This is a genomic window from Paenirhizobium daejeonense (assembly GCF_014280875.1).
Lineage (GTDB): Bacteria > Pseudomonadota > Alphaproteobacteria > Rhizobiales > Rhizobiaceae > Allorhizobium > Allorhizobium daejeonense.
On the sequence record NZ_JACLAL010000005.1, the window covers coordinates 298404 to 324193 of the forward strand.

At 59.4% G+C, this 25790-nt stretch carries 25 protein-coding genes; 20 read left to right on the forward strand and 5 right to left on the reverse strand.

The annotated features are described in order from the left end of the window. Positions 1–49: 49 nt before the first annotated feature. The 5 genes from lpdA to H4I99_RS14045 all read left to right on the forward strand — a co-directional run bounded on the left by lpdA (position 50) and on the right by H4I99_RS14045 (position 4156). Complete coding sequence (gene lpdA, locus H4I99_RS14025) at positions 50–1495, forward strand: dihydrolipoyl dehydrogenase (protein WP_099057768.1); 1446 nt, start codon at positions 50–52, stop codon at positions 1493–1495. 65 nt (positions 1496–1560) lie between these two features. Continuing rightward, positions 1561–1815 (forward strand): GlsB/YeaQ/YmgE family stress response membrane protein, encoded by a 255-nt coding sequence (locus H4I99_RS14030; RefSeq protein WP_163905461.1) that lies wholly within the window; start codon positions 1561–1563, stop codon positions 1813–1815. Positions 1816–1856: 41 nt separating this feature from the next. Further along, positions 1857–2840: a lipoyl synthase gene (gene lipA, locus H4I99_RS14035; RefSeq protein ID WP_163905463.1), complete on the forward strand. Its 984-nt coding sequence runs from the start codon at positions 1857–1859 to the stop codon at positions 2838–2840. 74 nt (positions 2841–2914) lie between these two features. Beyond that, a complete protein-coding gene (locus H4I99_RS14040) occupies positions 2915–3496 on the forward strand; it encodes a P-loop NTPase family protein (protein WP_244625083.1) in 582 nt (193 codons plus the stop codon). A gap of 210 nt (positions 3497–3706) precedes the next feature. After that, positions 3707–4156, forward strand: coding sequence for a type II toxin-antitoxin system RatA family toxin (locus H4I99_RS14045; protein WP_163905467.1), 450 nt, complete (start codon positions 3707–3709; stop codon positions 4154–4156). 8 nt (positions 4157–4164) lie between these two features. Here the strand turns inward: H4I99_RS14045 and H4I99_RS14050 are convergent, their stop codons facing one another. Both H4I99_RS14050 and H4I99_RS14055 read right to left on the reverse strand, forming a co-directional pair. After that, entirely contained in the window at positions 4165–4662 is a 498-nt protein-coding gene (locus H4I99_RS14050; RefSeq protein WP_163905469.1) for a CinA family protein, read from the reverse strand. After that, entirely contained in the window at positions 4659–5873 is a 1215-nt protein-coding gene (locus tag H4I99_RS14055) for a bifunctional 2-C-methyl-D-erythritol 4-phosphate cytidylyltransferase/2-C-methyl-D-erythritol 2,4-cyclodiphosphate synthase (protein ID WP_163906310.1), read from the reverse strand. The genes H4I99_RS14050 and H4I99_RS14055 overlap by 4 nt, the downstream gene beginning before the upstream one ends. A gap of 187 nt (positions 5874–6060) precedes the next feature. On the opposite strand from H4I99_RS14055, the gene dusB reads away from it, so the two are divergent. The 10 genes from dusB (at position 6061) to H4I99_RS14105 (ending at position 18330) form a co-directional block, all read left to right on the forward strand. Further along, positions 6061–7065, forward strand: a complete 1005-nt coding sequence (gene dusB, locus H4I99_RS14060; RefSeq protein ID WP_163905471.1) for a tRNA dihydrouridine synthase DusB — start codon at positions 6061–6063, stop codon at positions 7063–7065. Further along, positions 7062–8195 carry a two-component system sensor histidine kinase NtrB gene (locus tag H4I99_RS14065; protein WP_186663319.1) on the forward strand — a complete coding sequence of 378 codons (1134 nt, stop codon included), beginning with the start codon at positions 7062–7064 and terminating at the stop codon, positions 8193–8195. The genes dusB and H4I99_RS14065 overlap by 4 nt, the downstream gene beginning before the upstream one ends. Further along, positions 8195–9646, forward strand: coding sequence for a nitrogen regulation protein NR(I) (gene ntrC, locus H4I99_RS14070; protein WP_163905473.1), 1452 nt, complete (start codon positions 8195–8197; stop codon positions 9644–9646). Before H4I99_RS14065 ends, ntrC begins: the two co-directional genes overlap by 1 nt. Positions 9647–9839: 193 nt before the next feature. Further along, on the forward strand, positions 9840–12110 hold the full coding sequence (locus tag H4I99_RS14075) for a sensor histidine kinase NtrY-like (RefSeq protein ID WP_163905475.1): 2271 nt from the start codon (positions 9840–9842) through the stop codon (positions 12108–12110). Beyond that, the gene (gene ntrX, locus H4I99_RS14080) at positions 12100–13464 is read left to right on the forward strand and encodes a nitrogen assimilation response regulator NtrX (protein ID WP_163905476.1); all 1365 of its coding nucleotides are present in this window, start codon (positions 12100–12102) and stop codon (positions 13462–13464) included. Before H4I99_RS14075 ends, ntrX begins: the two co-directional genes overlap by 11 nt. Before the next feature lie 58 nt (positions 13465–13522). Continuing rightward, entirely contained in the window at positions 13523–14899 is a 1377-nt protein-coding gene (gene trkA, locus H4I99_RS14085) for a Trk system potassium transporter TrkA (protein WP_163905478.1), read from the forward strand. A 127-nt stretch (positions 14900–15026) separates the two neighbouring features. Beyond that, positions 15027–15890, forward strand: a complete 864-nt coding sequence (locus H4I99_RS14090) for a D-amino-acid transaminase (RefSeq protein WP_163905480.1) — start codon at positions 15027–15029, stop codon at positions 15888–15890. 109 nt (positions 15891–15999) lie between these two features. Then, on the forward strand, positions 16000–16251 hold the full coding sequence (hfq, locus tag H4I99_RS14095) for an RNA chaperone Hfq (protein ID WP_099057781.1): 252 nt from the start codon (positions 16000–16002) through the stop codon (positions 16249–16251). Continuing rightward, positions 16247–17647 (forward strand): GTPase HflX, encoded by a 1401-nt coding sequence (gene hflX, locus H4I99_RS14100; RefSeq protein WP_186663333.1) that lies wholly within the window; start codon positions 16247–16249, stop codon positions 17645–17647. The genes hfq and hflX overlap by 5 nt, the downstream gene beginning before the upstream one ends. A 113-nt stretch (positions 17648–17760) precedes the next feature. Next, positions 17761–18330, forward strand: a complete 570-nt coding sequence (locus tag H4I99_RS14105) for a hypothetical protein (RefSeq protein ID WP_163905484.1) — start codon at positions 17761–17763, stop codon at positions 18328–18330. Between the two features lie 4 nt (positions 18331–18334). Here the strand turns inward: H4I99_RS14105 and mazG are convergent, their stop codons facing one another. Further along, positions 18335–19174, reverse strand: a complete 840-nt coding sequence (gene mazG / locus H4I99_RS14110) for a nucleoside triphosphate pyrophosphohydrolase (protein WP_163905486.1) — start codon at positions 19172–19174, stop codon at positions 18335–18337. Positions 19175–19191: 17 nt separating this feature from the next. Further along, the gene (locus tag H4I99_RS14115; protein ID WP_163905488.1) at positions 19192–19773 is read right to left on the reverse strand and encodes a deaminase; all 582 of its coding nucleotides are present in this window, start codon (positions 19771–19773) and stop codon (positions 19192–19194) included. A 277-nt stretch (positions 19774–20050) separates the two neighbouring features. On the opposite strand from H4I99_RS14115, the gene cysG reads away from it, so the two are divergent. The 5 genes from cysG (at position 20051) to H4I99_RS14140 (ending at position 24996) form a co-directional block, all read left to right on the forward strand. Beyond that, a complete protein-coding gene (cysG, locus tag H4I99_RS14120; protein WP_163905490.1) occupies positions 20051–21490 on the forward strand; it encodes a siroheme synthase CysG in 1440 nt (479 codons plus the stop codon). Between the two features lies 1 nt (position 21491). Continuing rightward, positions 21492–21806 carry a DUF2849 domain-containing protein gene (locus H4I99_RS14125; protein WP_163905492.1) on the forward strand — a complete coding sequence of 105 codons (315 nt, stop codon included), beginning with the start codon at positions 21492–21494 and terminating at the stop codon, positions 21804–21806. 8 nt (positions 21807–21814) lie between these two features. Continuing rightward, positions 21815–23485: a nitrite/sulfite reductase gene (locus H4I99_RS14130; RefSeq protein WP_163905493.1), complete on the forward strand. Its 1671-nt coding sequence runs from the start codon at positions 21815–21817 to the stop codon at positions 23483–23485. Positions 23486–23495: 10 nt separating this feature from the next. Beyond that, complete coding sequence (locus tag H4I99_RS14135) at positions 23496–24008, forward strand: DUF934 domain-containing protein (RefSeq protein WP_163905495.1); 513 nt, start codon at positions 23496–23498, stop codon at positions 24006–24008. 175 nt (positions 24009–24183) lie between these two features. Beyond that, entirely contained in the window at positions 24184–24996 is an 813-nt protein-coding gene (locus H4I99_RS14140; RefSeq protein ID WP_163905497.1) for a ferredoxin--NADP reductase, read from the forward strand. A gap of 59 nt (positions 24997–25055) precedes the next feature. Here H4I99_RS14140 and H4I99_RS14145 read toward each other — a convergent pair whose 3' ends face one another. After that, positions 25056–25679 carry a GntR family transcriptional regulator gene (locus H4I99_RS14145; protein WP_163905499.1) on the reverse strand — a complete coding sequence of 208 codons (624 nt, stop codon included), beginning with the start codon at positions 25677–25679 and terminating at the stop codon, positions 25056–25058. Positions 25680–25790: the final 111 nt, after the last annotated feature.

Consider the following 25790-nt stretch of genomic DNA (forward strand, 5'->3'; position numbering starts at 1 on the left):
TCCGTCGCAGGACGGGGCTCGCTCCGGACAAAAAGGGAGATGAAGACCAGTGTCCAACGCCTATGACGTCATCATTATCGGCTCCGGCCCCGGCGGTTACATTGCCGCAATCCGCGCTGCCCAGCTTGGCCTGAAGACTGCCATCGTTGAGCGCGAACATCTGGCCGGCATCTGCTCCAATTGGGGCTGCATTCCCACCAAGGCTCTGCTGCGTTCCGCCGAAATCCTGCATTACGCCCAGCATCCTGGTGAATACGGCATCAAGGTCGAAGGCACTGTTACGCCGGACCTGAAGGCGATCGTCGCCCGTTCGCGCGGGATCGCGCAGCGTATGAACGGCGGTGTCGGCTTCCTGATGAAGAAGAACAAGGTCGATGTCATCTGGGGCGAGGCAAAGCTCACCAAGCCCGGCGAGATCGTCGTTTCCAAGACCACCAAGGCGATCCAGCAGCCGCAGGCTCCGCTTCCGAAGAATGTGCTGCCGGAAGGCACCTATACTGCCAAGCACATTGTCGTCGCCACCGGCGCGCGTCCGCGTGCGCTTCCAGGCATCGAGCCGGATGGCAAGCTGATCTGGACCTATTTCGAAGCGATGAAGCCCGAGGAAATGCCGAAATCGCTGCTCGTCATGGGCTCCGGCGCCATCGGCATTGAATTCGCCTCCTTCTATCGCACCATGGGTGTCGATGTGACCGTCGTTGAAGTCATGACCCAGGTCATGCCGGTCGAGGACGCCGAAATTTCCGCGCTGGCAAAGAAGCAGTTCGAAAAGCAGGGCATGAAGATCCTGCTGGAAGCCAAGGTCGCAAAGGTCGAGAAGGGTGCAAACTCCATCACCGCCCATGTCCAGAAGAAGGACGGATCGGTCGAGAAGATCACTGCCGACCGGATGATTTCGGCCGTGGGCGTTCAGGCCAACATCGAGAACATCGGCCTTGAGGCGCTCGGCGTGAAGACCGATCGCGGCTTCATCGCCATCGACGGTTACGGCAAGACCAACGTACCGGGCATCTATGCGATCGGCGACGTCGCAGGTCCGCCGATGCTGGCCCACAAGGCCGAGCACGAAGCCGTCATCTGCATCGAGAAGCTGGCAGGCCTTCCGAACGTGCATCCGATGGACAAGGCCAAGATTCCCGGCTGCACCTATTGCCACCCGCAGGTCGCTTCTGTCGGCCTGACCGAAGCCAAGGCCAAGGAGCAGGGCCGCGACATCCGCGTCGGCCGCTTCCCCTTCGTCGCCAACGGCAAGGCGATTGCGCTCGGCGAAGATCAGGGTCTGGTCAAGACCATCTTCGACAAGAAGACCGGAGAGCTTCTCGGAGCCCACATGGTGGGTGCGGAAGTGACCGAACTCATCCAGGGTTTCGTGGTGGCGATGAACCTCGAAACCACCGAGGAAGAACTGATGCACACCATCTTCCCGCATCCGACCATTTCGGAAACGCTGAAGGAAAGCGTGCTGGACGCTTACGGTCGCGCGCTCAACGCCTGAGCCTGTTGTGATGATCGATGCCGCGGCCTATATAGACCGCGGATGTCCCACGGAAGGATGTAGCAATGGCAGGCTTTGAAATCGGCTGGTTCCTGATGTTGATCGTCGGCGGTCTCGCCGGCTGGCTGGCAGGCAAGCTTGTGGATGTGCGTTTCGGTGTGCTGATGAACATCATCATCGGCATCGTCGGTGCGGTCATTGCTTCGGCGGTTTTCCGGCGCTTCGGCATCTTCGTGGAAGGCGACTGGCTCGGTTATCTGATCACCAGCTTTGTCGGCGCCTGCATATTGCTCTTCGTCGTCAAGCTGGTGCGACGCTAAACTCATTCGCTGCAATGGCTGCGGCAAAGGAAGGCTGAACCATGGTCACCATCCTCGACAGGACAAATCTCGAGGAAAAGCGCGTCCGTCACCCGGAGAAGGCTCATCGCCCGGATACCGAGGTGTTGCGCAAGCCGGAATGGATCCGCGTGAAGGCTCCGACCTCCAAGGGCTATGCGGAGACGCGCGATCTCGTGCGCTCGCACAAGCTGGTGACCGTCTGCGAGGAAGCCGGCTGCCCGAACATCGGCGAGTGCTGGGACAAGAAGCACGCCACCTTCATGATCATGGGCGAGATCTGTACGCGCGCCTGTGCCTTCTGCAACGTCGCGACCGGCAAGCCGAACGCGCTCGATCTCGACGAGCCGGAAAACGTCGCCAAGGCCGTGAAGCAGATGGGCCTGTCCCATGTGGTCATCACTTCCGTCGACCGTGACGATCTGGAGGATGGCGGCGCAGAGCATTTCGAGAAGGTAATCTGGGCGATCCGTGCGGCTTCTCCCCAGACGACCATCGAGATCCTGACGCCGGACTTCCTGAAGAAGCCGGGCGCTCTGGAGCGTGTCGTTGCCGCAAAGCCAGACGTCTTCAACCACAACATGGAAACCGTTCCGGGCAATTATCTGACCGTTCGTCCGGGCGCTCGCTACTTCCACTCCGTCCGCCTTTTGCAGCGCGTGAAGGAACTGGATCCGACCATGTTTACCAAGTCCGGCATCATGGTCGGTCTCGGCGAAGAACGGAATGAAGTCCTTCAGCTGATGGACGATCTCAGGACCGCTGATGTCGACTTCCTGACCATCGGCCAGTACCTGCAACCGACCCGCAAGCATCATCAGGTGATGAGTTTCGTTACTCCGGACGAGTTCAAGTCCTATGAGACCGTCGCCTATGCCAAGGGCTTCCTTATGGTCTCTTCGAGCCCGCTCACGCGTTCATCCCACCATGCCGGTGATGACTTCGCACGGCTGAAGGCCAATCGCGAGAAGATGCTGGCAGAAGAGGCAGTTCGCGCCGGCGCTTAAGGCCAATACAAGATCTGTGTTATGCACGGGCGTTCCGCATGTCGGAGCGCCCGTCTTGCTTCGGAGCTTCGCCCATGCCTGTCCGTTATATCGATGTGGAAACAGCGGCGCGGTTGTTGCCGGGATGTAGGCGTTTGCTGGTGCTCGGTTGTTCCGGTAGCGGCAAGAGCACCTTGTCCCGCAAGCTCGGGGAGTTACTGGATCTGCCGCACATTTCCATGGATCGCGAGGTGTTCTGGTTGCCCGGCTGGCAGCAGCGACCGCGCGAAGAAGCGGTAAAGCGTATCGTCGAAATCGCGGCGACGTCGCGCTGGATCATGGACGGAACCAGCCCGGGCACACTGCCCATCAGGCTACCGCGAGCGGATATTGTCATCTGGATGCGGCCGCCGCGTCTGGTGTCGCTTTATGGCGTCTTGTCACGCGGTATCCGTTACCGCGGACGCAGTCGACCGGAAATGGCAGACGGTTGCCCCGAGAGGGTGACGCTGGAGTTCCTGCGCTATGTCTGGAATTTCGAGCGCCATTCCGCGCCTCAGGTCGATGCGCAACTCGCGGCCTTTTCCGGTGAGGTGTCCGTTCTGACGTTGAGATCGCACGCTGCTTCTGAACGGTTGCTTGTCAGTATGGGAGAGCGGGCTTTCGTTTCTGGCTGAACAGGTCGCGAGCAAATAGGTTGATGCTACGAGTATCATCTGGCGCAGGCGGCTTGGCGCGTCGCACCGTCGTGCATCTCTCGGCCGCTAATTATAAAACGGGCGGGAAGCCTGTATATTGGGCTGTGTAGGAATTTGTGCCGGCTCTTCACAATGCCGCAGGCCGGCAAACGGCTTGTCTCTTGTTTGCCAATTGCATATTTGAGGAGCATGCCAGAATTTGAGACCAGACGCACGGTTCGTCACTCCGCAACCCAGATGTTCAACCTCGTAGCCGATGTCGAACGCTACCCGGAATTCTTGCCTCTTTGCGAGGCTTTGACGATCCGTTCGCGCCGCGAACGCGACGGCAAGGAACTGCTGATCGCGGACATGACCGTGGGTTACAAGGCAATCCGCGAAACCTTCACCACGCAGGTGCTTCTGGTGCCAGGCGAACAGGTGATCGACGTGAAGTATATTGAAGGTCCGTTCCGCTATCTCGACAATCGTTGGCGTTTCGAGGGGCGGGCCGACGGCGGCTGCGACGTGAACTTCTTCATCAGCTACGAGTTCAAGAACCGTATCCTCGGCGCGGTCATGGGCTCGATGTTCGATCGTGCCTTTCGAATGTTCACGGAGGCTTTCGAGGCGCGAGCAGACAAGATCTACACGGCCTGACGTCAACGTCAGCCGGCAACTGCTGCCAGCAGTTCGAAAGCGGTTCGCACTGTAGATAGTCTTATTTCCGTGCGGCTCATGGCCCCATAGCGCATTTCGCGATGGATCAGCAATCCGCTCTGGCTCTTGGCCGCCAGATGCACGAGGCCGACTGGTTTTTCGGCTGTCCCGCCGGTTGGACCTGCGACGCCGGTAACCGCAACGGCGACGTTGGCGCCCGAGCGTCGCAGCGCGCCATCGACCATCTGCAGGGCAGTCTCGCGGGATACCGCACCGAAGCGCGTCAGAACTTCGGTGGAGACGCCGAGCATGTCAGCCTTCGCCTGGTTGGAATAGGTGACGAAACCACGGTCTACCACAGCCGAGGAGCCGGAAACCTCTGTAAGTGCACCGGCAATCAGGCCGCCTGTGCAGGATTCTGCCGTCGCGATCGTCAGGCCACGGGCCGAAAAGTCGGCAATGATGCGGGCGGCGGAAGCTTCGATATCATCTGGAAAGATCGTCATTTTGCCTGCACTCCATAGACCACCGTTGCGGTGGCGATGGCGGCGATGCCTTCGCGCCGGCCGATGAAGCCGATCTTCTCGTTTGTGGTTGCCTTGACCGAGCAGCGGTCGAGCGTGATTTCGAGAATCTCGGAGAGCCTCTCCCGCATTTCCAGCCTGTGCGGACCGACTTTCGGGGCCTCCGCGATTAGGGATACATCCGCATTCATGATCGTTCCTCCGTTCTCGCGAACGATACGGGCCGCATGCTCCAGAAAGATTCGAGAGGGGGCGCCTTTCCATTGCGGATCCGAAGGCGGGAAGTGGTCGCCAATATCGCCGGCACCGCAGGTGGCAAGCAGCGCGTCAGTCAGCGCATGTAGCGCGACGTCGGCATCGGAATGGCCCCTGAGTTTTTGGTCGTGGGGAATGAAGATCCCGCAAAGGGTAACGCCATCGCCAGGCTCCAACTGATGCACGTCGTAGCCGTTGCCGGTGCGGACGTCGGGCAGGGCGGTGGGGCTGGAAAGTTTGGCATCGGCCATGGCGATATCTCTTTTCACGGTCAGTTTCACGTTGTCGGGTGACCCCTCTACCAGCTGCACCGGGATGCCGGCCCATTCCGCAATCGAGGCGTCGTCGGTGAAGTCGCTGCGGCCGTCCGCCGCTGCCCTTTCATGGGCATGGAGAATCACCGGCAGCGCAAAAGCTTGCGGAGTCTGGGCCGCGAAAAGGCCCGCGCGGTCTACTGTTTCGGCGACGTGTCCGTCCGCGCTCGATCGCTTCAACGTGTCGGTAACCGGCATCGCTGGCAGAACACCGGCATTCCCCTGTTCAAGACAAGTCGCCACACGGTTGAGAAGTTCTTCGTCGAAAAATGGGCGGACCGCATCATGGATCATCACGTGACTTGCACCGTGCTGCGAAAGAGCGCGAAGACCTGCCAGAACGGACTGCTGGCGGGTTGCTCCCCCGTTCACAGTAATGACTCTGTTCCCTTCTCTCAGGCAAAGTCGCATATTTTCAAAGAGTTCATGGTCATCCTGATGGATAACCGCGATGATCGGTCCCGACCTCTTCCAGGCGAGAAACTTCTCCAGAGTATGTGCGATCACCGGATGTCCGCCGATTCGGCGATACTGTTTCGGTCCCTCGTCGGAGGCTCCGGCGCGTTCTCCGCGTCCCGCTGCTACGACAATGATACCGATGGTGGCAACTTCGCGTTGTTGCATTGCAGCGTTCGACCTGTGTAAAAGACATAAGGACACAAAAAATTCGCAAGCGTGGTCTACCGGCTGAACTTCAGTTTTTCCAGCATTTGCCCGAATTTTTATCGCGGCCCCTCGAATTTCACTTGGCAAGCGCACAATCTCTGTCTAAAAATAGTGCAAATTTGAAGCGTGCCCGAAAGATAATCATTTGAGTTCTGTTGCGCTGAATACGCCATTCGAGATCGGGTCGGTCGCGATACGCAATCGCGTGATTCTGGCTCCGATGTCGGGTGTCAGCGATTTGCCGTTTCGCAGGCTGGCCTGGCGTTTCGGGGCTGGTCTCGTGGTGACCGAGATGGTCGCAAGCCGCGAACTTGCTCACAATGCTGCGGAATCCTGGTCCCGTCTGCAGGGCGCAGATATCAATCCGCACATGGTCCAGCTTGCCGGACGCGAAGCCTACTGGATGGGCGAGGCGGCCCGCATTGCCGAAGCCAACGGCGCCGATATTGTCGACATCAACATGGGGTGTCCGGCCAAGAAGGTGACGGGTGGTTATTCCGGCTCGGCCCTGATGCGCGATCCCGATCATGCCCTGACGCTGGTCGAGGCGACGGTCAATGCCGTGAAGGTACCGGTGACGCTGAAAATGCGGCTAGGCTGGGACGATAACTCCCTGAATGCGCCGGAAATCGCGCGCCGGGCGGAAGCCGCGGGCGTTAAGATGATCATCGTGCATGGCCGTACGCGCATGCAGTTCTATGAAGGCAGGGCCGATTGGGATGCCATTGCGCGGGTGCGAGACGTCGTGTCCGTCCCGCTGGTTGCCAATGGCGACGTGGAGACCCGCGAAGATGCCGTTGAGATCCTGCGTCGCTCCGGTGCCGATGCGGTTATGGCGGGCAGGGCCTGTCAGGGGCGTCCGTGGCATGTCGGCTGGCTCGCCGGTGGCGCGGGTCCCGATGCCTCCGAGATCCCCGCACTTGTCAGCGAACATTATGAGGCAATGCTCGGCCATTACGGGCGCGATGTCGGTATAAGGCATGCTCGCAAGCATCTCGGCTGGTATCTCGACCGCTTTGCACCGGGGGCATCTGCTGCCGCCAAGGGAGAAATAATGACGTCGAAGGACGCCGATTTCGTTTCGAAATCGCTTTTCAGCGTGCTGTCTGAGGCGCTTTCCTCCGCAGACAGCCGACAGGAGGCTGCATGAACGCGAATAATGGCGGCAACGGGCTTGCCATGGCAGTGCTCAACTCGGTCCAGAATCCCGTAGTGATGGTCGATACCAACGGCCATATCGCTTTTGCGAACTGGGAAGCCGAAGCGTTCTTCGGTGCGAGTGCTGCGCATCTGTCCCGCTACAAACTGTCCACCTTCATTCCCTTTGGCAGTCCGCTGCTTTCGCTGATCGACCAGGTCCGCGAGCGTCGTGCTCCGGTGAACGAATATCGCGTCGACCTCAGTTCGCCCCGCCTCGGGCAGGACAAGCTGGTGGACCTCTATGTCGCTCCGGTGGTCAACCAGCCGGGCGACGTGGTCATCGTCTTTCAGGAACGGTCCATGGCCGACAAGATCGACCGGCAATTGACGCACCGCGCAGCAGCCCGTTCGGTAACCGGCCTCGCATCGATGCTGGCCCACGAGATCAAGAACCCGCTCTCCGGCATTCGTGGTGCTGCACAATTGCTCGAGACATCGGTCACAGACGAAGATCGCGCCTTGACGCGGTTGATCTGCGATGAGACGGACCGTATCGTTTCGCTGGTCGACCGCATGGAGGTCTTCTCCGACGAACGGCCGGTAGACCGGATTTCGCTGAACATTCACTCCGTGCTCGATCATGTGAAGGCCATTGCCAAGGCCGGTTTTGCCCGCAACATTCGCATCACCGAGAACTACGACCCATCGCTGCCGCCGGTTTACGCCAATCGCGACCAGCTCGTGCAGGTATTCCTGAACCTCATCAAGAATGCCGCCGAGGCGATCGGCGACCGACCGGATGGCGAGATACAGCTGACGACGGCCTATCGTCCGGGCATCCGGCTTTCGGTTGCGGGTTCGCGGGAAAAGATTTCTCTACCGCTGGAATTCTGCGTGCACGATAACGGCCCAGGCGTGCCAGCCGATCTGCTGCCGCATCTTTTCGATCCCTTTATTACGACCAAAACAAATGGTTCCGGCCTAGGGCTTGCGCTGGTCGCCAAGATCATTGGCGGTCATGGCGGCATCGTCGAATGCGATAGCCAGGCGAACCGTACGACTTTCCGCGTGTTGATGCCCGTCTCCAAGGACATCCCGCTTGATGAAGAACCCCCGGCGAAATCCACAGGAAGCTTCTGATGACTGCAACGATCCTTGTCGCTGATGACGACGCAGCCATTCGCACAGTATTGAACCAGGCTTTGACCCGCGCCGGCTATGAAGTGCGGATCACCTCTAATGCCGCCACTTTGTGGCGCTGGGTCTCTGCCGGCGAGGGCGACCTCGTTGTTACCGACGTCGTCATGCCGGACGAGAACGCCTTCGATCTACTGCCGCGTATCAAGAAGGCCCGGCCTGATCTGCCGGTGCTGGTTATGAGTGCGCAGAACACGTTCATGACCGCGATCAAGGCATCGGAGAAGGGGGCTTACGACTATCTGCCTAAGCCCTTCGACCTTACGGAACTGATTGCCATCATCGGTCGTGCGTTGGCCGAGCCGAAGAAGAAGCCGGCCCGTCTCGATGATGACATGCAGGATGGCATGCCGCTTGTTGGCCGTTCGGCCGCCATGCAGGAAATCTACCGAGTTCTCGCGCGCCTGATGCAGACCGACCTGACGCTGATGATCACCGGCGAATCGGGCACCGGCAAGGAACTCGTTGCCCGTGCGCTGCACGATTACGGAAAACGCCGCAACGGTCCCTTCGTCGCCATCAACATGGCCGCGATCCCGCGCGATCTGATCGAATCGGAACTCTTCGGTCACGAGAAGGGAGCTTTCACCGGCGCCCAGACCCGCTCGACCGGCCGGTTCGAACAGGCCGAAGGCGGCACGCTCTTCCTCGATGAAATCGGCGACATGCCGATGGATGCGCAGACTCGTCTGCTGCGCGTGCTGCAGCAGGGCGAATATACGACCGTGGGGGGGCGCACGCCGATCCGTACCGACGTCCGGATCGTTGCCGCCACCAACAAGGACCTGAAGCATTCGATCAACCAGGGCCTCTTTCGCGAAGACCTCTATTACCGACTGAACGTCGTGCCGCTGCGCCTGCCGCCGCTGCGCGACCGCGCGGAAGATATTCCGGATCTGGTCCGCCATTTCATCCAGCAGGGTGAAAAGGAGGGCCTGGATCCGAAGCGATTCGAGAACGAGGCGCTGGAGGTGATGAAGGCGTATGCCTGGCCGGGCAATGTGCGCGAGTTGGAAAACGTCGTCCGCCGCCTGATGGCGCTCTATCCGCAGGATGTGATTTCCCGCGAGATTGTTGAACAGGAACTGCGCTCCGACATTGCTGACAGCCCGATCGCCAAGGTGGGCGTACCGGCTGGCTCCATGACGATTTCGCAGGCCGTCGAGGAAAACATGCGAACCTATTTCGCGAGCTTCGGTGATGCCCTGCCGCCTTCGGGCCTTTATGACCGGGTGCTCACCGAAATGGAATATCCGCTGATTCTCGCCGCGCTCACCGCGACGCGCGGTAATCAGATCAAGGCCGCCGATCTCCTCGGGCTCAACCGGAATACGTTGCGCAAAAAGATCCGTGAGCTGGGGGTCTCAGTCTATCGTAGTTCCCGCTCGGCTTGACAAAGCTGCAAGGCCCGTTGCAATTTCGCCACATTGCGTTGCTCAAAAGTCACGAAACCTCGGAGTACTCCTATCCTGTCGGTTTAATGGGATAGGGACGGAGTGTGACGCGAGGAAGGTGATCAGCCCGTTTCGGGTCTGATCCGAGGTGAAGCATCGAATTGGGCTCTGCAGGCAGGGCGCGGGAGTTTTCATGGTCAGTCGGATGGCCGCGTCCGCAACGGATCTCGACGCTGCGACGTCCCATGACCGTCGTGCGTCCTTTGCAATGCCCGGCCTCGTCGTGGCAGGTGGCGCGCTTGCGTGCGCCGTTTTCACGCTGCCGGTGCTGCTTGGCCTCACGCCCATCGAGCCAACATCCCAGGTTCTTATCGCCTCGGCGATCGTAAATTCCCTTTTCATCGTCGGCCTGATGTTTCTCATCGGCCGCGAGGTAACGCGGCTTTTTAAGGCGCGCACGCGCGGTCGTGCTGCTGCGCGCCTGCATGTACGCATTGTGGTGCTGTTCTCGATCGTTGCCATTACGCCGGCAATCCTGGTTGCGATCTTCGCCAGCATCACCCTGAACGTCGGCTTGGACAGATGGTTCTCTTTGAGAACACAGTCCATCGTCTCGTCATCGATGAATGTTGCGCAAGCTTACATGCTGGAGAACGCCAGCTACCTTCAGGGGCAGACGATCTCGATGGCGAACGATCTGGAGCGCAATCGCGCGCTCTATTATCTGGACCGTACCGGCTTCGTGCAGCTTCTGACCCGGCAGACCAAGGGACGAGGAATGCTCGGTGCATTCCTCGTGCGTCAGGACGGTTCCTCGATCACCCAGGCCGACATAGCAACCGACAAGCCGCTGCCTGCAATCCCGAAAGACGCGTTGGAGAGCGCCGCTGCCGGCCAGCCGACGCTCATTCCGCCGGGCGTGACTAATCTTGTCGGCGCGATCATCAAGCTGGAGTCGATTTCGGGCACTTATCTCTACACGATCCGTGCCGTCGATCCGAAAGTGATGTCGGCGATGCGGCTGATGGAAGAGAACACTGCCGAGTACAAGGCGATGGAGGATGGCCGCACCACGCTGCAGATCGCTTTCGCCATCCTCTATCTCGGCTTCGCTCTGATCGTGCTGCTTGCGGCGATCTGGACAGCAATCGCTGTAGCAGACCGTATCGTCCGGCCGATCCGGCTCCTGATCGGCGCCGCTGACAATGTTGCTTCCGGCAATATGAATGTCATCGTGCCGGTGCGTTCCGCGGATGGCGACGTCGGCAGCTTGTCGCGCACCTTCAACAAGATGATTACCCAGATCCGTAGCCAGCGCGACGAAATCCTCGAAGCCAAGGACGAGGTGGACGACCGTCGGCGCTTCATAGAAGCGGTGTTGTCAGGTGTAACGGCCGCCGTTATCGGCGTGGAGGATGATGGCGTCATCACCATCGTCAATCCATCCGCCGAATACTTCCTTGCGACCGCTTCCGAAGATCTGATCGGCCAGAAGTTGAGCCTTGCCGCACCCGAGGTGGATCGTGTTCTTGCCGAAGCAGCGGTGCGTCATCGAGGCGAATATCGAGAGCAGATCAACCTGATCCGGGGCGGCAAGGAGCGGACGCTGAACGTTCAGGTGACGCGCGAGGAAACCCGCGGTTCCGAAGATTCCTACGTGATCACGCTTGACGATATCACCGATCTCGTCATCGCCCAGCGTTCGACCGCGTGGGCGGACGTTGCGCGTCGTATCGCCCACGAGATCAAGAACCCGCTCACCCCGATCCAGCTTTCTGCCGAACGTCTCAAGCGCCGTTACGGCAAGCATATCGCCGAAGACGACCGCGCCGTCTTTGACCAGTGCACCGACACCATCGTCCGCCAGGTCGAGGATATCGGGCGGATGGTCGATGAGTTCTCTGCCTTTGCCCGAATGCCGAAGCCTGCAAAACAAAGCGCGGATTTGCGCGACGTGCTTCGTGACGCCGTATTTCTGCGTGAGATGGGGTCCCACGACATCAAGTTCACCCGGGAGTTTGGCGACGAACCGCTACTGGGCAGTTTCGACGCCCGCATGCTGTCGCAGGCCGTCGGCAACATCATCAAGAATGCGGTCGAGGCGATTGAGGCCGTGCCGAGCGAGGAACTGCCCGATGGCGGGAGGATCATGGTTCGCTCCTCCTTCGATCACGGGCAAGATCGTTTCGTCGTTGATGTAATCGACAACGGGCGCGGTCTCCCGGTGGAAAACCGGCATCGCATTCTCGAACCTTACATGACCATGCGCGAAAAAGGCACCGGCCTCGGGCTGGCCATCGTGAAGAAGATTATTGAAGAACATGGTGGTCAGCTGGAGTTGCATGACGCTCCCGCAGATTTCGACCGCGGCAGGGGTGCAATGATCCGCATCGTCCTGCCGCGTCTTGAGACGACGACTGCCGTGGACAAAGAAAGCAATAAGGAAAAGGTCCATGGCCTCTGATATTCTGGTAGTCGACGACGAAGAGGATATTCGCGAAATCGTCTCCGGCATCCTCAGCGACGAGGGACACGAAACCCGAACCGCCCACGACGCCGACAGCGCATTGGCTGCGATTTCGGATCGTGCGCCGCGTCTCGTCTTTCTCGACATCTGGATGCAGGGTAGCCGGCTGGATGGTCTCTCGCTGCTGGACGAGATCAAGACACGGCATCCCGATCTTCCGGTCGTGATGATTTCCGGTCATGGCAACATCGAGACGGCCGTTTCGGCGATCAAGCGTGGTGCTTTCGATTTTATCGAGAAGCCGTTCAAGGCGGATCGCCTGATCCTGATCGCGGAGCGTGCGCTTGAGAATTCCAAGCTGAAGCGAGAGGTTTCCGAACTCAAGAAACGCACGGGGGATGCTGTTGAGCTGATTGGCACCTCCGTTGCCGTCTCGCAACTTCGTCAAACGATTGAAAAGGTTGCCCCGACCAATAGCCGCATCATGATCTTTGGCCCGTCCGGTTCGGGCAAGGAACTGGTCGCCCGTATGATTCATAAACGGTCGAGCCGTGTCGGCGGCCCCTTCGTGACACTCAACGCTGCCGCCATCACGCCTGATCGTATGGAGATCGCCCTGTTCGGCACCGAAGGCACCCCGGGCCAGCCGCGCCGCATAGGGGCGCTGGAGGAGGCCCATCGCGGTATCCTCTACCTCGATGAAATCGGTGAAATGCCTCGCGAGACCCAGAACAAGATCCTTCGGGTTCTTGTTGAGCAGCAGTTTGAACGTGTCGGCGGCTCCAAGCGGGTGAAGGTCGATGTACGGATTATCTCGTCTTCCGCCTACAACCTCGAAGGCATGATCGCCGAGGGGCAGTTTCGCGAGGATCTGTTCCACCGGCTCGCCGTCGTGCCGATCAAGGTGCCGGCGCTTGCGGAGCGACGGGAGGATATTCCCTTCCTTGTTGACATGTTTATGCGTCAGGTATCTGAACAGGCGGGCATCCGTCAGCGTCGGATCGGGGATGACGCGATGGCCGTCCTGCAGGCCAACGACTGGCCAGGTAATATCCGTCAGCTGCGCAACAACATCGAACGCCTGATGATTTTGGCCCAGGGAGACAGTCCGGACACGCCGATTTCCGCCGAAATGTTGCCGCAAGATCTGTCGGAAATGTTGCCGAAGGTCTCAGCTCGGAATGATACGCACATCATGACACTGCCATTGCGCGAGGCGCGTGAGATGTTCGAGCGCGATTACCTGGTTGCGCAGATCAACCGTTTCGGCGGGAATATCTCACGCACGGCCGAGTTTGTCGGCATGGAACGCTCCGCGCTTCATCGCAAACTGAAGTCGCTTGGCGTATAAGTCATATGGCGGGCGGTCCTGACGGGGGCGCCTGATTCCGATTGCATGAAGAGGCATCATGAAAGTCATAATCTGCGGGGCGGGACAGGTTGGCTACGGTATCGCGGAGCGCTTGTCCCAGGAGGACAATGACGTCTCGGTCATCGATACCTCGGCATCGCTGGTAGCGCATATCACGGAGACGCTCGATGTTCGCGGTTACGTCGGCCATGGCGCCCATCCCGACATGCTGGCCAAGGCCGGTGCCGACGATGCCGACATGATCATTGCCGTAACGCTCTACGATGAGGTGAACATCGTCGCATGCGAAGTCGCGCATGCGCTTTTCAACGTGCCGACCAAGATTGCACGCATCCGCGCGCAGAATTACATGCGGCCGGAATATGCCGATCTCTTCAGCCGGGAACACATCTCGATCGATGTAACGATCTCCCCCGAGATCGAAGTTGGAAAGATGGTCCTGAGGCGTATCTCATTCCCCGGGGCGACGGACATCGTGCGCTTTGCGGAAGACCATATCGCCATGGTCGCCATTGAGTGCATGGAGGATTGCCCGGTCCTCAATACCCCCCTGCATCAACTGAGTCAGCTATTTCCCGACCTGATGGCGACAGTAACGGCGATTTATCGCAACGGCAGACTTCATGTCGCCCAGTCAAATGACCAGCTTCTGGTCGGCGATCTCGCTTATGTCATCTGCCAGCGTGACCACACGCGCCGCACGCTCGGTCTGTTCGGTCATGATGAGCAGGAGGCCGGCCGCATTGTCATCGCCGGCGGCGGCAATATCGGACAATACGTCGCTCGCACCATCGAGAAGATGCAGCCGAGGACCAGAATCAAGATCATCGAGAGCGATCGCGAACGGGCGGTCGCGATATCGGAGCGGTTGAAGAGTACGATTGTCTTGCATGGTTCCGCGCTCGATCAGGCGATCCTGCAGCAGGCCGATATTCAGGAAGCCGATCTGATGGTGACCCTCACCAACAACGATCAGATCAACATTCTCGGGGCTGCCATGGCCAAGCGCATGGGCTGCCGTTCGACCATGGCGTTGATCAACAATCCGGGCTTTCAGGAACTGGCGACAGGCGTCGGTATCGACGCCCACATCAATCCGCGCGCCGTGACGATCTCGCGTGTTCTCCAACACGTCCGCAAGGGACGCATCCTGTCGGTTTATGCCGTACAGAAAGGCATGGCCGAAGTGATCGAGGCCGAAGCTCTGGAGACATCACCGCTTGTCGGACGGCCTTTCCGCGATCTCGATCTGCCGCCTGGGCTTCGCATCGGTGCGATTTATCGCGACAAGGCGGTGATCCGGCCGAACGGCGACACGCGGATCAAGGCGAAGGACAGGGTGGTCATGTTCGCCACTGCCGATGCCGTCCGCGTTGTTGAACAGATGTTCCGCGTTTCCATCCAGTATTTCTAGAGCATAATCCGACCGGAGTTAAACGAGGGTCGACAAGATTATGCTTCAAAAGAAAGCCTTAGAGCGCCGACCTGATTCCATCAGATCGGCGCTCTAATCTCCAACAACTAGTATCCGGAAGGCCGCCATGCCGAGAATTGCCTATGTCAACGGTCGCTATGTCCAGCATAACAAGGCCAGCGTTCATATCGAGGACCGCGGTTACCAGTTTGCCGATGGGGTCTATGAGGTCTGCGAGATCCGTCACGGGCTTATCGTGGATCTGCCCCGGCATCTCGACCGCCTCGACCGTTCCCTTTCGGAAATCCGCATTCGCCCGCCGATGTCGCGCGCGGCGCTGGTGCAGGTGGTCCGCGAGGTTGCCCGTCGCAATCATGTGAAGAACGGATTGTTCTATCTGCAGGTGACGCGCGGAGTTGCGAAACGGGATCACGTCTTCCCGTCAGCGGATACGCCGGCGTCGCTGGTGGTAACGGCCAAGAGCACCGATCCCTCGGTGATCGCGCGCAAGAACGCCTCCGGCATCAAGGCGATTACTGTGCCCGATAATCGATGGGACCGGGTGGACATCAAGACGGTCGGCCTCCTGCCCAATGCGCTCGCCCGTCAGACGGCGAAGGAAGCAGGGGCACAAGAAGCGATTTTCATCGATTCCCGGGGCATGGTGACCGAAGGTGCGGCGACCAATGTCTGGATCGTCGACGCCGATGGCAATCTCGTCACCCGGCCGGCCGAACACGGCATCCTGCGCGGTATCACGCGCACCACGCTGATGGACGTGGCAAAGAAGTTGGGTATCTCGATCCGCGAACGGGAATTTTCGCGCGAGGAAATGCTTGAAGCGCGCGAGGTGTTCATTACCGCTGCGACCAGTATTTGCTTTCCAATCGTCGAAATCGACGGGATTTCTATCGCTAACGGTCATCCCGGAACGATTTCGGAGAAAATCCGCAGCGCTTTTTTCGAGATTGCGGAAAAGACGGCGATTTGATACCACCTTCACGGTGAAGGGCCTATCAGGGACAGTCCTTACAAGGCTGATAAGCTTAAAGAATAATTATACCGGCCAATGAGCCGGCAAGAAAGAAAGAAGCGACGCTATGGCGGAACGTTCTCAGAATCTGCAGGATCTATTTCTCAACACCGTCCGCAAGCAGAAGATTTCGTTGACGATCTTCCTGATCAACGGCGTCAAGCTCACGGGCGTTGTGACCTCCTTCGACAATTTCTGCGTTCTGCTGCGTCGCGACGGCCATTCGCAACTGGTCTATAAGCACGCCATCTCGACCATCATGCCGGGCCAGCCCATGCAGATGTTCGAAAGCGAAGACAACGCTTCGTCACAGGATTGAAGCCATAACCACTCGCGACACCAAAAATGATTCGATCATCCCGGACGATGAAAAACACCGGGATGACATGTGCGCCGTCGTCATCGTTCCCGTCCTGAAGCAGGCACGTGGCGCGGCAGCAGCCGAAACGGTTGCGCCCACGCGTTCCAATGAAAGCCGGCTGGAAGAGGCCATCGGTCTTGCAAGGGCCATCGACCTCACGATTGCCGCAGGCATCATCGTACCCGTCAACCAGCCGCGGCCGGCAACGCTGCTCGGAACCGGCAAGATCGAGGAAGTGTCGGCGCTCCTCGATGAACACAATGCCGGCCTTGTGATCGTCGATCATCCCCTGACGCCGGTACAGCAGCGCAACCTGGAGAAGGAATGGCGCGCCAAGGTCATCGACCGCACTGGTCTCATTCTGGAAATCTTCGGCCGCCGCGCCTCCACGAAGGAAGGCACGCTGCAGGTCGAGCTTGCCCATCTCAACTACCAGAAGGGCCGACTGGTCCGCAGCTGGACCCACCTTGAGCGCCAGCGCGGTGGTGCCGGCTTCATGGGTGGTCCGGGTGAAACCCAGATCGAAGCGGACCGCCGTCTTTTGCAGGACAGGATCGTCCGGCTTGAACGGGAACTGGAACAGGTCGTCCGGACGCGCCAACTGCATCGCGCCAAGCGCCGCAAGGTGCCTCATCCGATCGTTGCGCTGGTCGGATACACCAACGCAGGCAAGTCGACGCTGTTCAACCGCATCACCGGTGCCGGCGTGCTGGCTGAGGACATGCTGTTCGCGACGCTTGATCCCACTTTGCGCCGCATGAAGCTGCCGCATGGCCGCACCGTCATTTTGTCCGATACCGTAGGCTTCATCTCCGACCTGCCGACCCATCTGGTTGCCGCCTTCCGCGCCACGCTCGAAGAGGTGCTGGAAGCCGACCTCATCCTGCACGTGCGGGACATGTCTGATCCGGACAACCAGGCGCAGTCCACGGACGTGCTGCGCATCCTCGACGATCTCGGCATCGACGAGAAGGAGAGGGCGGAGCGCATCATCGAGGTCTGGAACAAGATCGACCGCCTCGATCCGGAAAGCCATGACGCGATCCTGCAGAAGGCCCAGAGCCGGGAGAATGTCATCCCCGTTTCCGCCATGTCGGGCGAGGGCGTCGATCGGTTGATGGACGTGATTTCCGAGCGCCTTTCGGGTGTGCTGACCGAAACGACGGTCGTCGTTCCTGCAGACAAGCATGCGTTGATCTCCTGGGCCTATGAAAACGCCATTATCGACAATCGTGAGGACAACGAAGACGGCACCGTCACTCTGGACCTGCGTCTCACGGAGCATCAGGCGCTGGAACTGGAGCGCAAGCTCGGCGGCGGCCCGAAGCGGGAAAAGGAAGACTGGGAGCGGTAGGGCATCTTGATCGTTGGGGGAGTGCAGTGGGTTCCGTTGACGATAGCGCCGACCAGCTTTTCCTTGGTCGATCCGAGCTGAGATTTCATCGATCGCGCCGGTTCACCTACCTCATGGCTATCGTCACGGCCGTGGTTCTGTCCCAGTTCATGATGGCCGCAATCTCTTTGATAGTTGGCATAGGCACGGGGCAGAAAGGCACATTTCTCGGCGTTTCGGTTGCCTTCCTGATTGTCTTTTTCCGCTTGTCTCTGTGGCTGCAGCGCAAATACGTCGGCGATACGCTGCGACTTGTCCTCTCACGCGACGGGATAGGCTATCCGAGGCTGGCGGGTGTTGTTTTGCCTTGGACGTGGATTGAGAAAATCGATCTGGATCGTGGTTACGGTACCCGACCCGGGCGCGGCGTACGGATGACGTTCTGCCCGGATCTTGATGACGGCGCGCATGCATTGGTCAGGCGCGCGAATGCTGGAATCGGCGGCGACAACCTGCTGTTCATCAGTGCGTTCGCTCTGAGTGAGGAGACAAGCGGAAGAAACGTGAATAACGCCGATATGCTGCAAATCCTGCGCGACTTCCGTCAACGGTTCGGACGACCTGAAATAACGAATGAAGAGACAACCACAAAAGGGTTGCTATACTCATCCGCATCATGGACAGGTCTGGACGACGGGTACTAAATGCTCAGCGGGATAGCTGCCGTTCGATCCCCTTTGCCGCCTGCCAGAGTTCTTCCATTCGCTCCAGCGTCGCATCCTCCAGTGTTTCAGAATTTTCTTTAAGAGAATTTTCTATATAACTGAAACGACGACGGAACTTTGTATTTGTTCCGCGCAGTGCCTGTTCCGGGTCCGCATCCACGTGGCGACCGATGTTGACGAGGGCGAAGATCAGGTCGCCGAGTTCGTCGGTGATCTTTTCCGGCTTTCCCTCCGCCAGCGCCTCGCGCAGTTCGGCGATTTCCTCTTCGATCTTGTCGAGGATCGGCTCCGGTTCCGACCAGTCGAAGCCGACCTTGGCGGCGCGTTCCTGCAGCTTCAACGCTTCGGTGAGCGCTGGGAAGCTCCGCTGCACGTCACCGAGGTGACCGGCTTTCACATCGTGTTCGGCTGTGCCGCGCAGCGCCCGCCGTTCGGCCCGTTCTCGCTTTTCCTGCCGCTTGATCTCATCCCATTGAGCTTTCACGCTCTCCGGCGTGTCCGCGTCGGAGACGGCGAAAACGTGCGGATGCCGGCGGATCATCTTTCGCGTGATGGCCTCGACCACGTCACCGAACGAGAAGAGGCCAGCTTCTTCTCCCATGCGCGCATGGAACACCACCTGCAGCAACAGGTCACCCAGTTCCTCGCAGAGATCGTCGGGATCGTTGCGTTCGATGGCGTCGGCAACCTCATAGGCCTCCTCGACGGTATAAGGCTTGATGGTCTCGAAGGTCTGGACGATGTCCCACGGGCAGCCGGTCTTCGGGTCGCGAAGCGCTGCCATGATCTCTATCAGGCGTGAGATATCCTTGGAGGGTTCCATGCGGTCGTCCTGCCTGCTCAGTTGAGCGGTATGTCGTTGTCCGATTTCCCGGACTGATACTGCCCGGAGAGGCGGTCATAGACCGCGCGGATGCGCCTGGACTGTTCCCTCAGGCTCTCCCGTTCCGCCGTGTCCTTCACCGCCACCAGATCGGACAGCGCATAGGAATTCCAGAAGGCGTTCGACTTATGATAGCCGCCGGGTTCCAAACCGAAGACCTCCTTGAGAATCTTCAGGTCATGCGGGATCGCAAAGGCATCGCGGCTGTCCTCGTGGCTGAAGAAGTAATAGAAATTGTCGAAGCCGGCCCAGGTGATCGCCGACATGCACATGGTGCAGGGCTCGTGGGTCGAAAGGAAGATCAAGTCCTTGGTCGAAGGCTTTTCTCCGAGTTCGTAGAAGCGCTTCAGCGTATGCACCTCGCCGTGCCACAACGGGTTTTCAAGTTCATTGTTGGTTTCCGCCAGCACCAGCGACAGGTCGGATTTCCTGAGGATCGCCGCGCCGAAAACCTTGTTGCCGGCTGCAACTCCGGCCTCGGTCAGGGGGAGGATGTCGTGCTCGATAACATCGAGCAGGCGAGAAGTGATATCCGTCATATGTGGCTTTGTCCCCATGGCTTGCTGCGGTGCGATCCTATCGTCGGCCGGATGGGGTCGAAAGCAAAAAACACTGTTTGTCGCCAGCTTTTTTAAATATGAAATGCCAATTAAACGATAGAAATTGTAGACTTATGGCGCTTCGGTGACTTTTGCTCGCATCCGTGGAAAGCCTAGCAAAGAAATGTGCGGTGCCGAGCGACGGGGGATTTCTGTTTCTTCTATCACCTGCCCAAAAAGGTGATATTGGCGCTCACTGTACAACTGGATCGTGACCATGGGCGCAGGCCACAACAAGCTTTCGGTTTTCCCGGCCTTCTTCAAGGTCGAGGATGCGGCTGTCGCCATTTTTGGCGACGGCGCGGAGGCTTTTGCCAAGGCGCGGCTGCTGCGCAACACCAGGGCGCGCATCATTGCCCATGCTGTCGCTCCCGAAACTGACTACGCGGATTTTCTGGAGCGCCACGCGATCGAGCGGGTGGCGCAGTCTTTCCATTCCGGCCAGGTCGATGGCGCTGCGCTGGTCTTTGCCGCGACGGGTGATGCGGAGCTGGATCGCAGGATTGTCGCCGCTGCCCGCGCGTGCCGGATCCCGGCCAATGCGGTCGATCAGCCCGAGTACTGCGATTTTTACACGCCCGCTCTGGTGAATCGCGCGCCGATAGCGGTTGCCATCGGAACGGAGGGTGCCGGTCCGGTTCTCGCACAAATGATCCGTGCCGAGATCGATCGCCGTCTGCCTCGGTCGCTTGGTCGTGTTGCCCGACTGGCGGAAGAGTTTCGTGCCAGCGTGGAGCGCAGCGTTCCGCGCGGCACCATGCGTCGCAAGTTCTGGCGGCGTTTCTTCAGCGGCGATGTCGCCGATGCCGTGGGCGAGGGCGATATCGCTAATGCCCGACGCAACGCGGTGCGCTTGATCGCCGAGAGCGGCGAGCGCGAACCCGGTCGGGTGTTTCTTGTCGGTGCCGGTCCGGGTGCCGAGGATCTCCTGACGCTGCGCGCGCACAGGCTGCTGATGGAAGCCGATGTCATCGTCCATGATGCTCTGGTGCCGCAGGCCGTTATCGATATGGGCCGGCGGGATGCCGATCGCATTGCTGTTGGCAAGCGCAAGGGCTGCCATTCGAAGTCGCAGGAAGAAATCAACGACCTGCTGGTCGAGCTTGGTCGCGAGGGCAGGCGCGTCGTTCGCCTGAAGTCTGGCGATCCGCTGGTCTTCGGTCGTGCCGGCGAGGAAATGGCGGCGTTGCGCGCCGCGGGCGTCGCCTATGAAATCGTGCCGGGTATCACCTCGGCCTTTGCCGCGGCCGCCGATTTCGAACTGCCGCTGACGCTTCGCGGCGTTGCCTCTTCGCTGGTCTTCACCACCGGGCATGACCTGCATGGCGAAACGTTGCCCGATTGGGCGCGTCTTGCTCTCTCTGGCGCAACCGTCGCGGTCTATATGGGCCGCAGTGTCGCGGCATCCGTCGCCACCCGGTTGATGGCGGCCGGCCTTGATCGAGATACCACCGTAGCCGTCGTCGAAAATGCCGGTCGCGCTCATAGTCGCCTGTTCCATGGCACGCTGGATGAATTGCCGGTGCTTGAAGACCGCGCTGAGCTGACCGGCCCGGTAATGGTCATCATCGGCGATGCCGTTGCCGGCGGCAATTTCTCCCGTTCCGAACCGCTGCGCGGCAAGATCGCCAGCCTTTCCCCCTTCGAGAGGACCTGACATGGCCCAGAAAGTCTTGACCGCCAACCGCCTTGGCGACGGTATCGCCGTATGGCTCGATGCCAACGGCCAGTGGACGGAAAAACTGCAGGATGCCTTCGTTGCCCGGCATGCCGAAGCGATTGCCGCGCTCGAGGAAGCCGGTCGCCAGTCCTTCGCCAGCAACATCGTGCTTGACGTGAATGTCATCGATGTCGAGGAGAAGGACGGTGTGCTGTGGCCGCTGCGTCTGCGCGAACGTATCCGCGCCGAAGGTCCCACCATCCCCTATGCGGACGGCCATGGCCATGCCGATCCCGATTTCATTGCCGCCTGAGGACAGACATGTATCGTTACGATGAATTCGACCACGCTTTCGTTTCTGCTCGCGTCGAGCAGTTTCGCGATCAGGTGCAGCGTCGTCTGAGTGGTGAGATCGCCGACGACGCCTTCCGTCCGTTGCGCCTGATGAACGGCGTCTACCTGCAACTTCATGCCTACATGCTGCGCGTCGCCATTCCCTATGGCACGCTGAATTCGAAGCAGATGCGCATGCTGGCCCATGTCGCCCGCAAGTATGACCGTGGCTATGGTCATTTCACCACACGGCAGAACATCCAGTACAACTGGCCGAAGCTTTCCGACACGCCCGATATCCTTTCGGATCTGGCAGGCGTCGAGATGCACGCCATCCAGACCTCGGGCAACTGCATTCGGAACGTGACCGCCGACCATTTCGCCGGCGCTGCCGCCGACGAGGTCGCCGATCCGCGTCCCTACGCCGAAATCCTGCGCCAGTGGTCTTCGGTTCATCCCGAGTTTTCCTTCCTGCCGCGCAAGTTCAAGATCGCCGTCACCGGCGCTCCGCGCGACCGCGCCGCAATCCAGGTGCACGACATCGGCCTGCATTTGAAGAAGGACGAGGCCGGTAATCTCGGCTTTGCCGTCTATGTCGGTGGCGGGCAGGGCCGTACGCCGCTGATCGCCAAGAAGATCCGCGACTTCCTGCCGGAAGAAGACCTGCTGACCTATGTGACCGCGATCGTCCGCGTCTACAATCTGCATGGTCGTCGCGACAACAAGTACAAGGCGCGCATCAAGATCCTCGTCCACGAGACGGGCGTCGAGGAACTGACCCGGCAGGTCGAGGCCGAGTTCGACCACATCCGTGATGGTGAACTGAAGCTGCCGGACGCCGATATCCGCGCCATCGAGAACTATTTCGCTCCGCCGGTTCTGTCCGACCGACCGGAAGGCTGGGAAGCGCTGGCCCGTGCGAAGAAGGCCGATGCCGCCTTCTCATCCTGGGCGAGCCAGAACGTGCAACCACATACCCATCCCGACTACGGCATGGTGACGATTTCGCTGAAGCCCATCGGTGGCACGCCGGGTGATGCGTCCGACAAGCAGATGGATGTCGTGGCGGATGTTGCCGAACGCTACGCGCAGGACGAGATCCGTGTCAGCCATGAACAGAACCTCATTCTGCCGCATGTGGCGCTGGCCGATCTCTACAGCGTCTATCAGGCACTGGAGGCTTCCGGCCTCGCAACCGCCAATGCCGGCCTCATCACGGATATCATCGCCTGTCCCGGCCTGGACTATTGCGCGCTAGCGAATGCCCGCTCGATCCCGGTAGCACAGGAAATTTCGAAGCGTTTCGGCTCGCCGGCCCGTCAGGCTGAAATCGGCGAATTGAAGATCAAGATTTCCGGCTGCATCAATGCCTGCGGCCATCACCATGTCGGGCATATCGGATTGTTGGGCGTCGAGAAGAAGGGTGCCGAACTCTATCAGATTACGCTTGGCGGTTCCGGCGACGAGAACACGTCGATCGGGGAGATCATCGGTCGTGGCTTCGAACCGGATCGCGTGACGGACGCCGTGGAGCGGATCGTCGATATCTATCTCGGCCTGCGCCTTGAGCCGAAGGAAACTTTCCTCGAAGCCTATCGTCGTGTCGGTCCGAAGCCATTCAAGGATGCCCTTTACGGCGAAGCCGCCGAATCCGCCTGAGGAATATGAAATGAGCAAGATCTGGAAGGAAACCGGTTTCGTCGAGAATGACCGCTGGGTGATCGAAACCGAGGAGCGAAAGGCCGGCGAGGGCGAGCGCGCCGTCCTCGGTCTGGAAGCGTTCATCGCGGCTGCTGACGAGACCAATGAAGGCGGGTTTGGTGTATTGGTGTCTCCAGCTTGCGATGTCACCCGGCTGCAGCCCTATCTGGACCGTATCGACCTGATTGCCGTCGCATTTCCAGCGTTCAATGATGGTCGTGGTTTCAGCCATGCAACGCTGCTGCGTAAGAGGCTGGGTTTCACCGGCGAAGTCCGCGCGGTGGGCGATGTCCTGATCGATCAGGTGCCCCTGATGTTGCGAACCGGATTCGACAGCTTTTCTGTGAGTAATGCGGTGGCTTTGAAACGCCTGGAGGAAGGACGCTTGCCGGGAATCGCCGAGCACTATCAGCCGACCGCCAGAGATTCCGCTATCGTCGGTGGGTTCAGCTGGCGTCGTCTGGGAACTGCTGGTGCATAAAGATATAAAATAGGATATGTGAGCGGCGACCTTTGAGGGAAGTCAAGGACGCTGCGATATCCATGGTGCATGGGATCGGTACCAAGACTTCATCCCGATGCAATTGTGGAATGCGGCGGTCTGGTTTATAGGCTGTTCGCGACTGGATCGAAAGACGGATAGGATCGACAAGCCTATGAATGCTCCCGCCAAGACAGACAATGCCGAACTGATAGTGCCGGAAGGCGTGTATGCGGAAACCGTACTCAGCGTCACGCACTATACCGATCGTCTGTTTCGTTTCCGCATGACCCGTCCGGCCGGCTTCCGCTTCCGGTCCGGCGAGTTCGCCATGATCGGGCTGATGGTGGGCGAAAAACCTGTCTATCGCGCCTATTCGATCGCGAGCCCGGCCTGGGACGAGGAACTGGAGTTCTTCTCGATCAAGGTTCCGGATGGTCCGCTGACCCAGCATCTCCAGCGTATCCAGCCGGGTGACCGGGTGCTGATGCGCAAGAAGCCGACCGGCACGCTGGTGCTTGATGCGCTGACCCCGGGCAAGCGCCTCTACATGTTTTCGACCGGTACCGGCATCGCACCTTTCGCAAGCCTGATTCGCGATCCGGAGACCTATGAAAAGTTCGAGGAAGTGATCCTTACGCATACTTGCCGCGAGGTTGCTGAGCTGAAATACGGCTTCGATCTCGTCGAGGAGATCCGTAATCACGAATTTCTCAATGAAATCGTTGGCGACAAGCTCAAGCACTACGCGACTGTCACCCGCGAAGATTTTCCGTTCAAGGGCCGCATCACCGACTTGATGGAGAGCGGCAAGCTTTATTCCGATCTGGGTGTGCCGCCGCTGGATCCGGCTGTCGACCGAGGCATGATCTGCGGTTCCTCGGCAATGCTGAAGGACACCAAGGCTCTGCTGGAAAAGGCCGGCCTCAATGAAGGTGCCAACAACAAGCCCGCAGAGTTCGTGATCGAGCGTGCATTCGTCGGGTGATCACCTTGGATATCCTGAGAAAACGCCCGGTCTTTGGCCGGGCGTTTTCTGTTGCTGCGTCAGTTTTCGGTGAGATAGTCGATTAGCGCCTGCATTGCAGCTTCTGCCTCGTTGCCATCTCCCTGCTGTATGGCGCGGATGACCGCCACATGCAGCGACACGGAACGATCCATTCTGCTGTTGGTGGCTTTCGCGAACCAGAGACGACGTGAGTGGGAAAGCAGAGGCTCTAGCGCCGAGATCAGGAAACTGTTGGGGCAGGCGTCTTCTATGATTTCATCGAACTGCTTGTCTGCAGTGAAGAAGGCGTCGAAATCGCCGGCGGCGGCGGCTCCGGTCATTGCCTTGGCGCATTCGACAAGGGCGGTACGATGATTCACATCGGCGTTTTCTGCCACCAGTCTTGCCGCGTAGGGCTCCAGGCGACGCCTGACCGCCATGATCGCCTGATGATCCTCGTTATGGATTTCCGATATCTGGAGGCCGACCCGCGGCTTCACGACAATCAGCCCCTGCCACTCCAGTTTCTGGATGGCCTCACGCACTGGGGTTCGGCCGAAGCCAGACAAATCGATAAGTTGTCGTTCGTTCACCAGGGCGCCGGGCGCCAGCTTCAGTGTGACGATCAGCTGCTCGAGCGTGAGATAGGCAAGGTGACTTTGCGAGCCGGCAGGTTTCGGCATGGCATCCTCCGCTGATATATCAAATACTGCCATGTCGTAATCGAGACAGTAAGATGCTGTGATATATCATAAGCCCAAGAGCACCACCGTCAACAATTTCTAACGTATTTC

Coding starts and splice junctions, on each gene's coding strand:
- H4I99_RS14090 (WP_163905480.1), top strand. CDS start 15,027: ATGCCGAGAATTGCCTATGTCAACGGTCGCTATGTCCAGCATAACAAG.
- H4I99_RS14145 (WP_163905499.1), bottom strand. CDS start 25,679: ATGCCGAAACCTGCCGGCTCGCAAAGTCACCTTGCCTATCTCACGCTC.
- H4I99_RS14030 (WP_163905461.1), top strand. CDS start 1,561: ATGGCAGGCTTTGAAATCGGCTGGTTCCTGATGTTGATCGTCGGCGGT.
- H4I99_RS14125 (WP_163905492.1), top strand. CDS start 21,492: ATGGCCCAGAAAGTCTTGACCGCCAACCGCCTTGGCGACGGTATCGCC.
- H4I99_RS14135 (WP_163905495.1), top strand. CDS start 23,496: ATGAGCAAGATCTGGAAGGAAACCGGTTTCGTCGAGAATGACCGCTGG.
- H4I99_RS14055 (WP_163906310.1), bottom strand. CDS start 5,873: ATGCAACAACGCGAAGTTGCCACCATCGGTATCATTGTCGTAGCAGCG.
- mazG (WP_163905486.1), bottom strand. CDS start 19,174: ATGGAACCCTCCAAGGATATCTCACGCCTGATAGAGATCATGGCAGCG.
- H4I99_RS14075 (WP_163905475.1), top strand. CDS start 9,840: ATGGTCAGTCGGATGGCCGCGTCCGCAACGGATCTCGACGCTGCGACG.
- ntrX (WP_163905476.1), top strand. CDS start 12,100: ATGGCCTCTGATATTCTGGTAGTCGACGACGAAGAGGATATTCGCGAA.
- H4I99_RS14045 (WP_163905467.1), top strand. CDS start 3,707: ATGCCAGAATTTGAGACCAGACGCACGGTTCGTCACTCCGCAACCCAG.
- ntrC (WP_163905473.1), top strand. CDS start 8,195: ATGACTGCAACGATCCTTGTCGCTGATGACGACGCAGCCATTCGCACA.
- H4I99_RS14130 (WP_163905493.1), top strand. CDS start 21,815: ATGTATCGTTACGATGAATTCGACCACGCTTTCGTTTCTGCTCGCGTC.
- H4I99_RS14050 (WP_163905469.1), bottom strand. CDS start 4,662: ATGACGATCTTTCCAGATGATATCGAAGCTTCCGCCGCCCGCATCATT.
- H4I99_RS14115 (WP_163905488.1), bottom strand. CDS start 19,773: ATGACGGATATCACTTCTCGCCTGCTCGATGTTATCGAGCACGACATC.
- cysG (WP_163905490.1), top strand. CDS start 20,051: ATGGGCGCAGGCCACAACAAGCTTTCGGTTTTCCCGGCCTTCTTCAAG.
- H4I99_RS14140 (WP_163905497.1), top strand. CDS start 24,184: ATGAATGCTCCCGCCAAGACAGACAATGCCGAACTGATAGTGCCGGAA.
- trkA (WP_163905478.1), top strand. CDS start 13,523: ATGAAAGTCATAATCTGCGGGGCGGGACAGGTTGGCTACGGTATCGCG.
- H4I99_RS14040 (WP_244625083.1), top strand. CDS start 2,915: ATGCCTGTCCGTTATATCGATGTGGAAACAGCGGCGCGGTTGTTGCCG.
- H4I99_RS14065 (WP_186663319.1), top strand. CDS start 7,062: ATGAACGCGAATAATGGCGGCAACGGGCTTGCCATGGCAGTGCTCAAC.
- lipA (WP_163905463.1), top strand. CDS start 1,857: ATGGTCACCATCCTCGACAGGACAAATCTCGAGGAAAAGCGCGTCCGT.
- hfq (WP_099057781.1), top strand. CDS start 16,000: ATGGCGGAACGTTCTCAGAATCTGCAGGATCTATTTCTCAACACCGTC.
- H4I99_RS14105 (WP_163905484.1), top strand. CDS start 17,761: ATGGCTATCGTCACGGCCGTGGTTCTGTCCCAGTTCATGATGGCCGCA.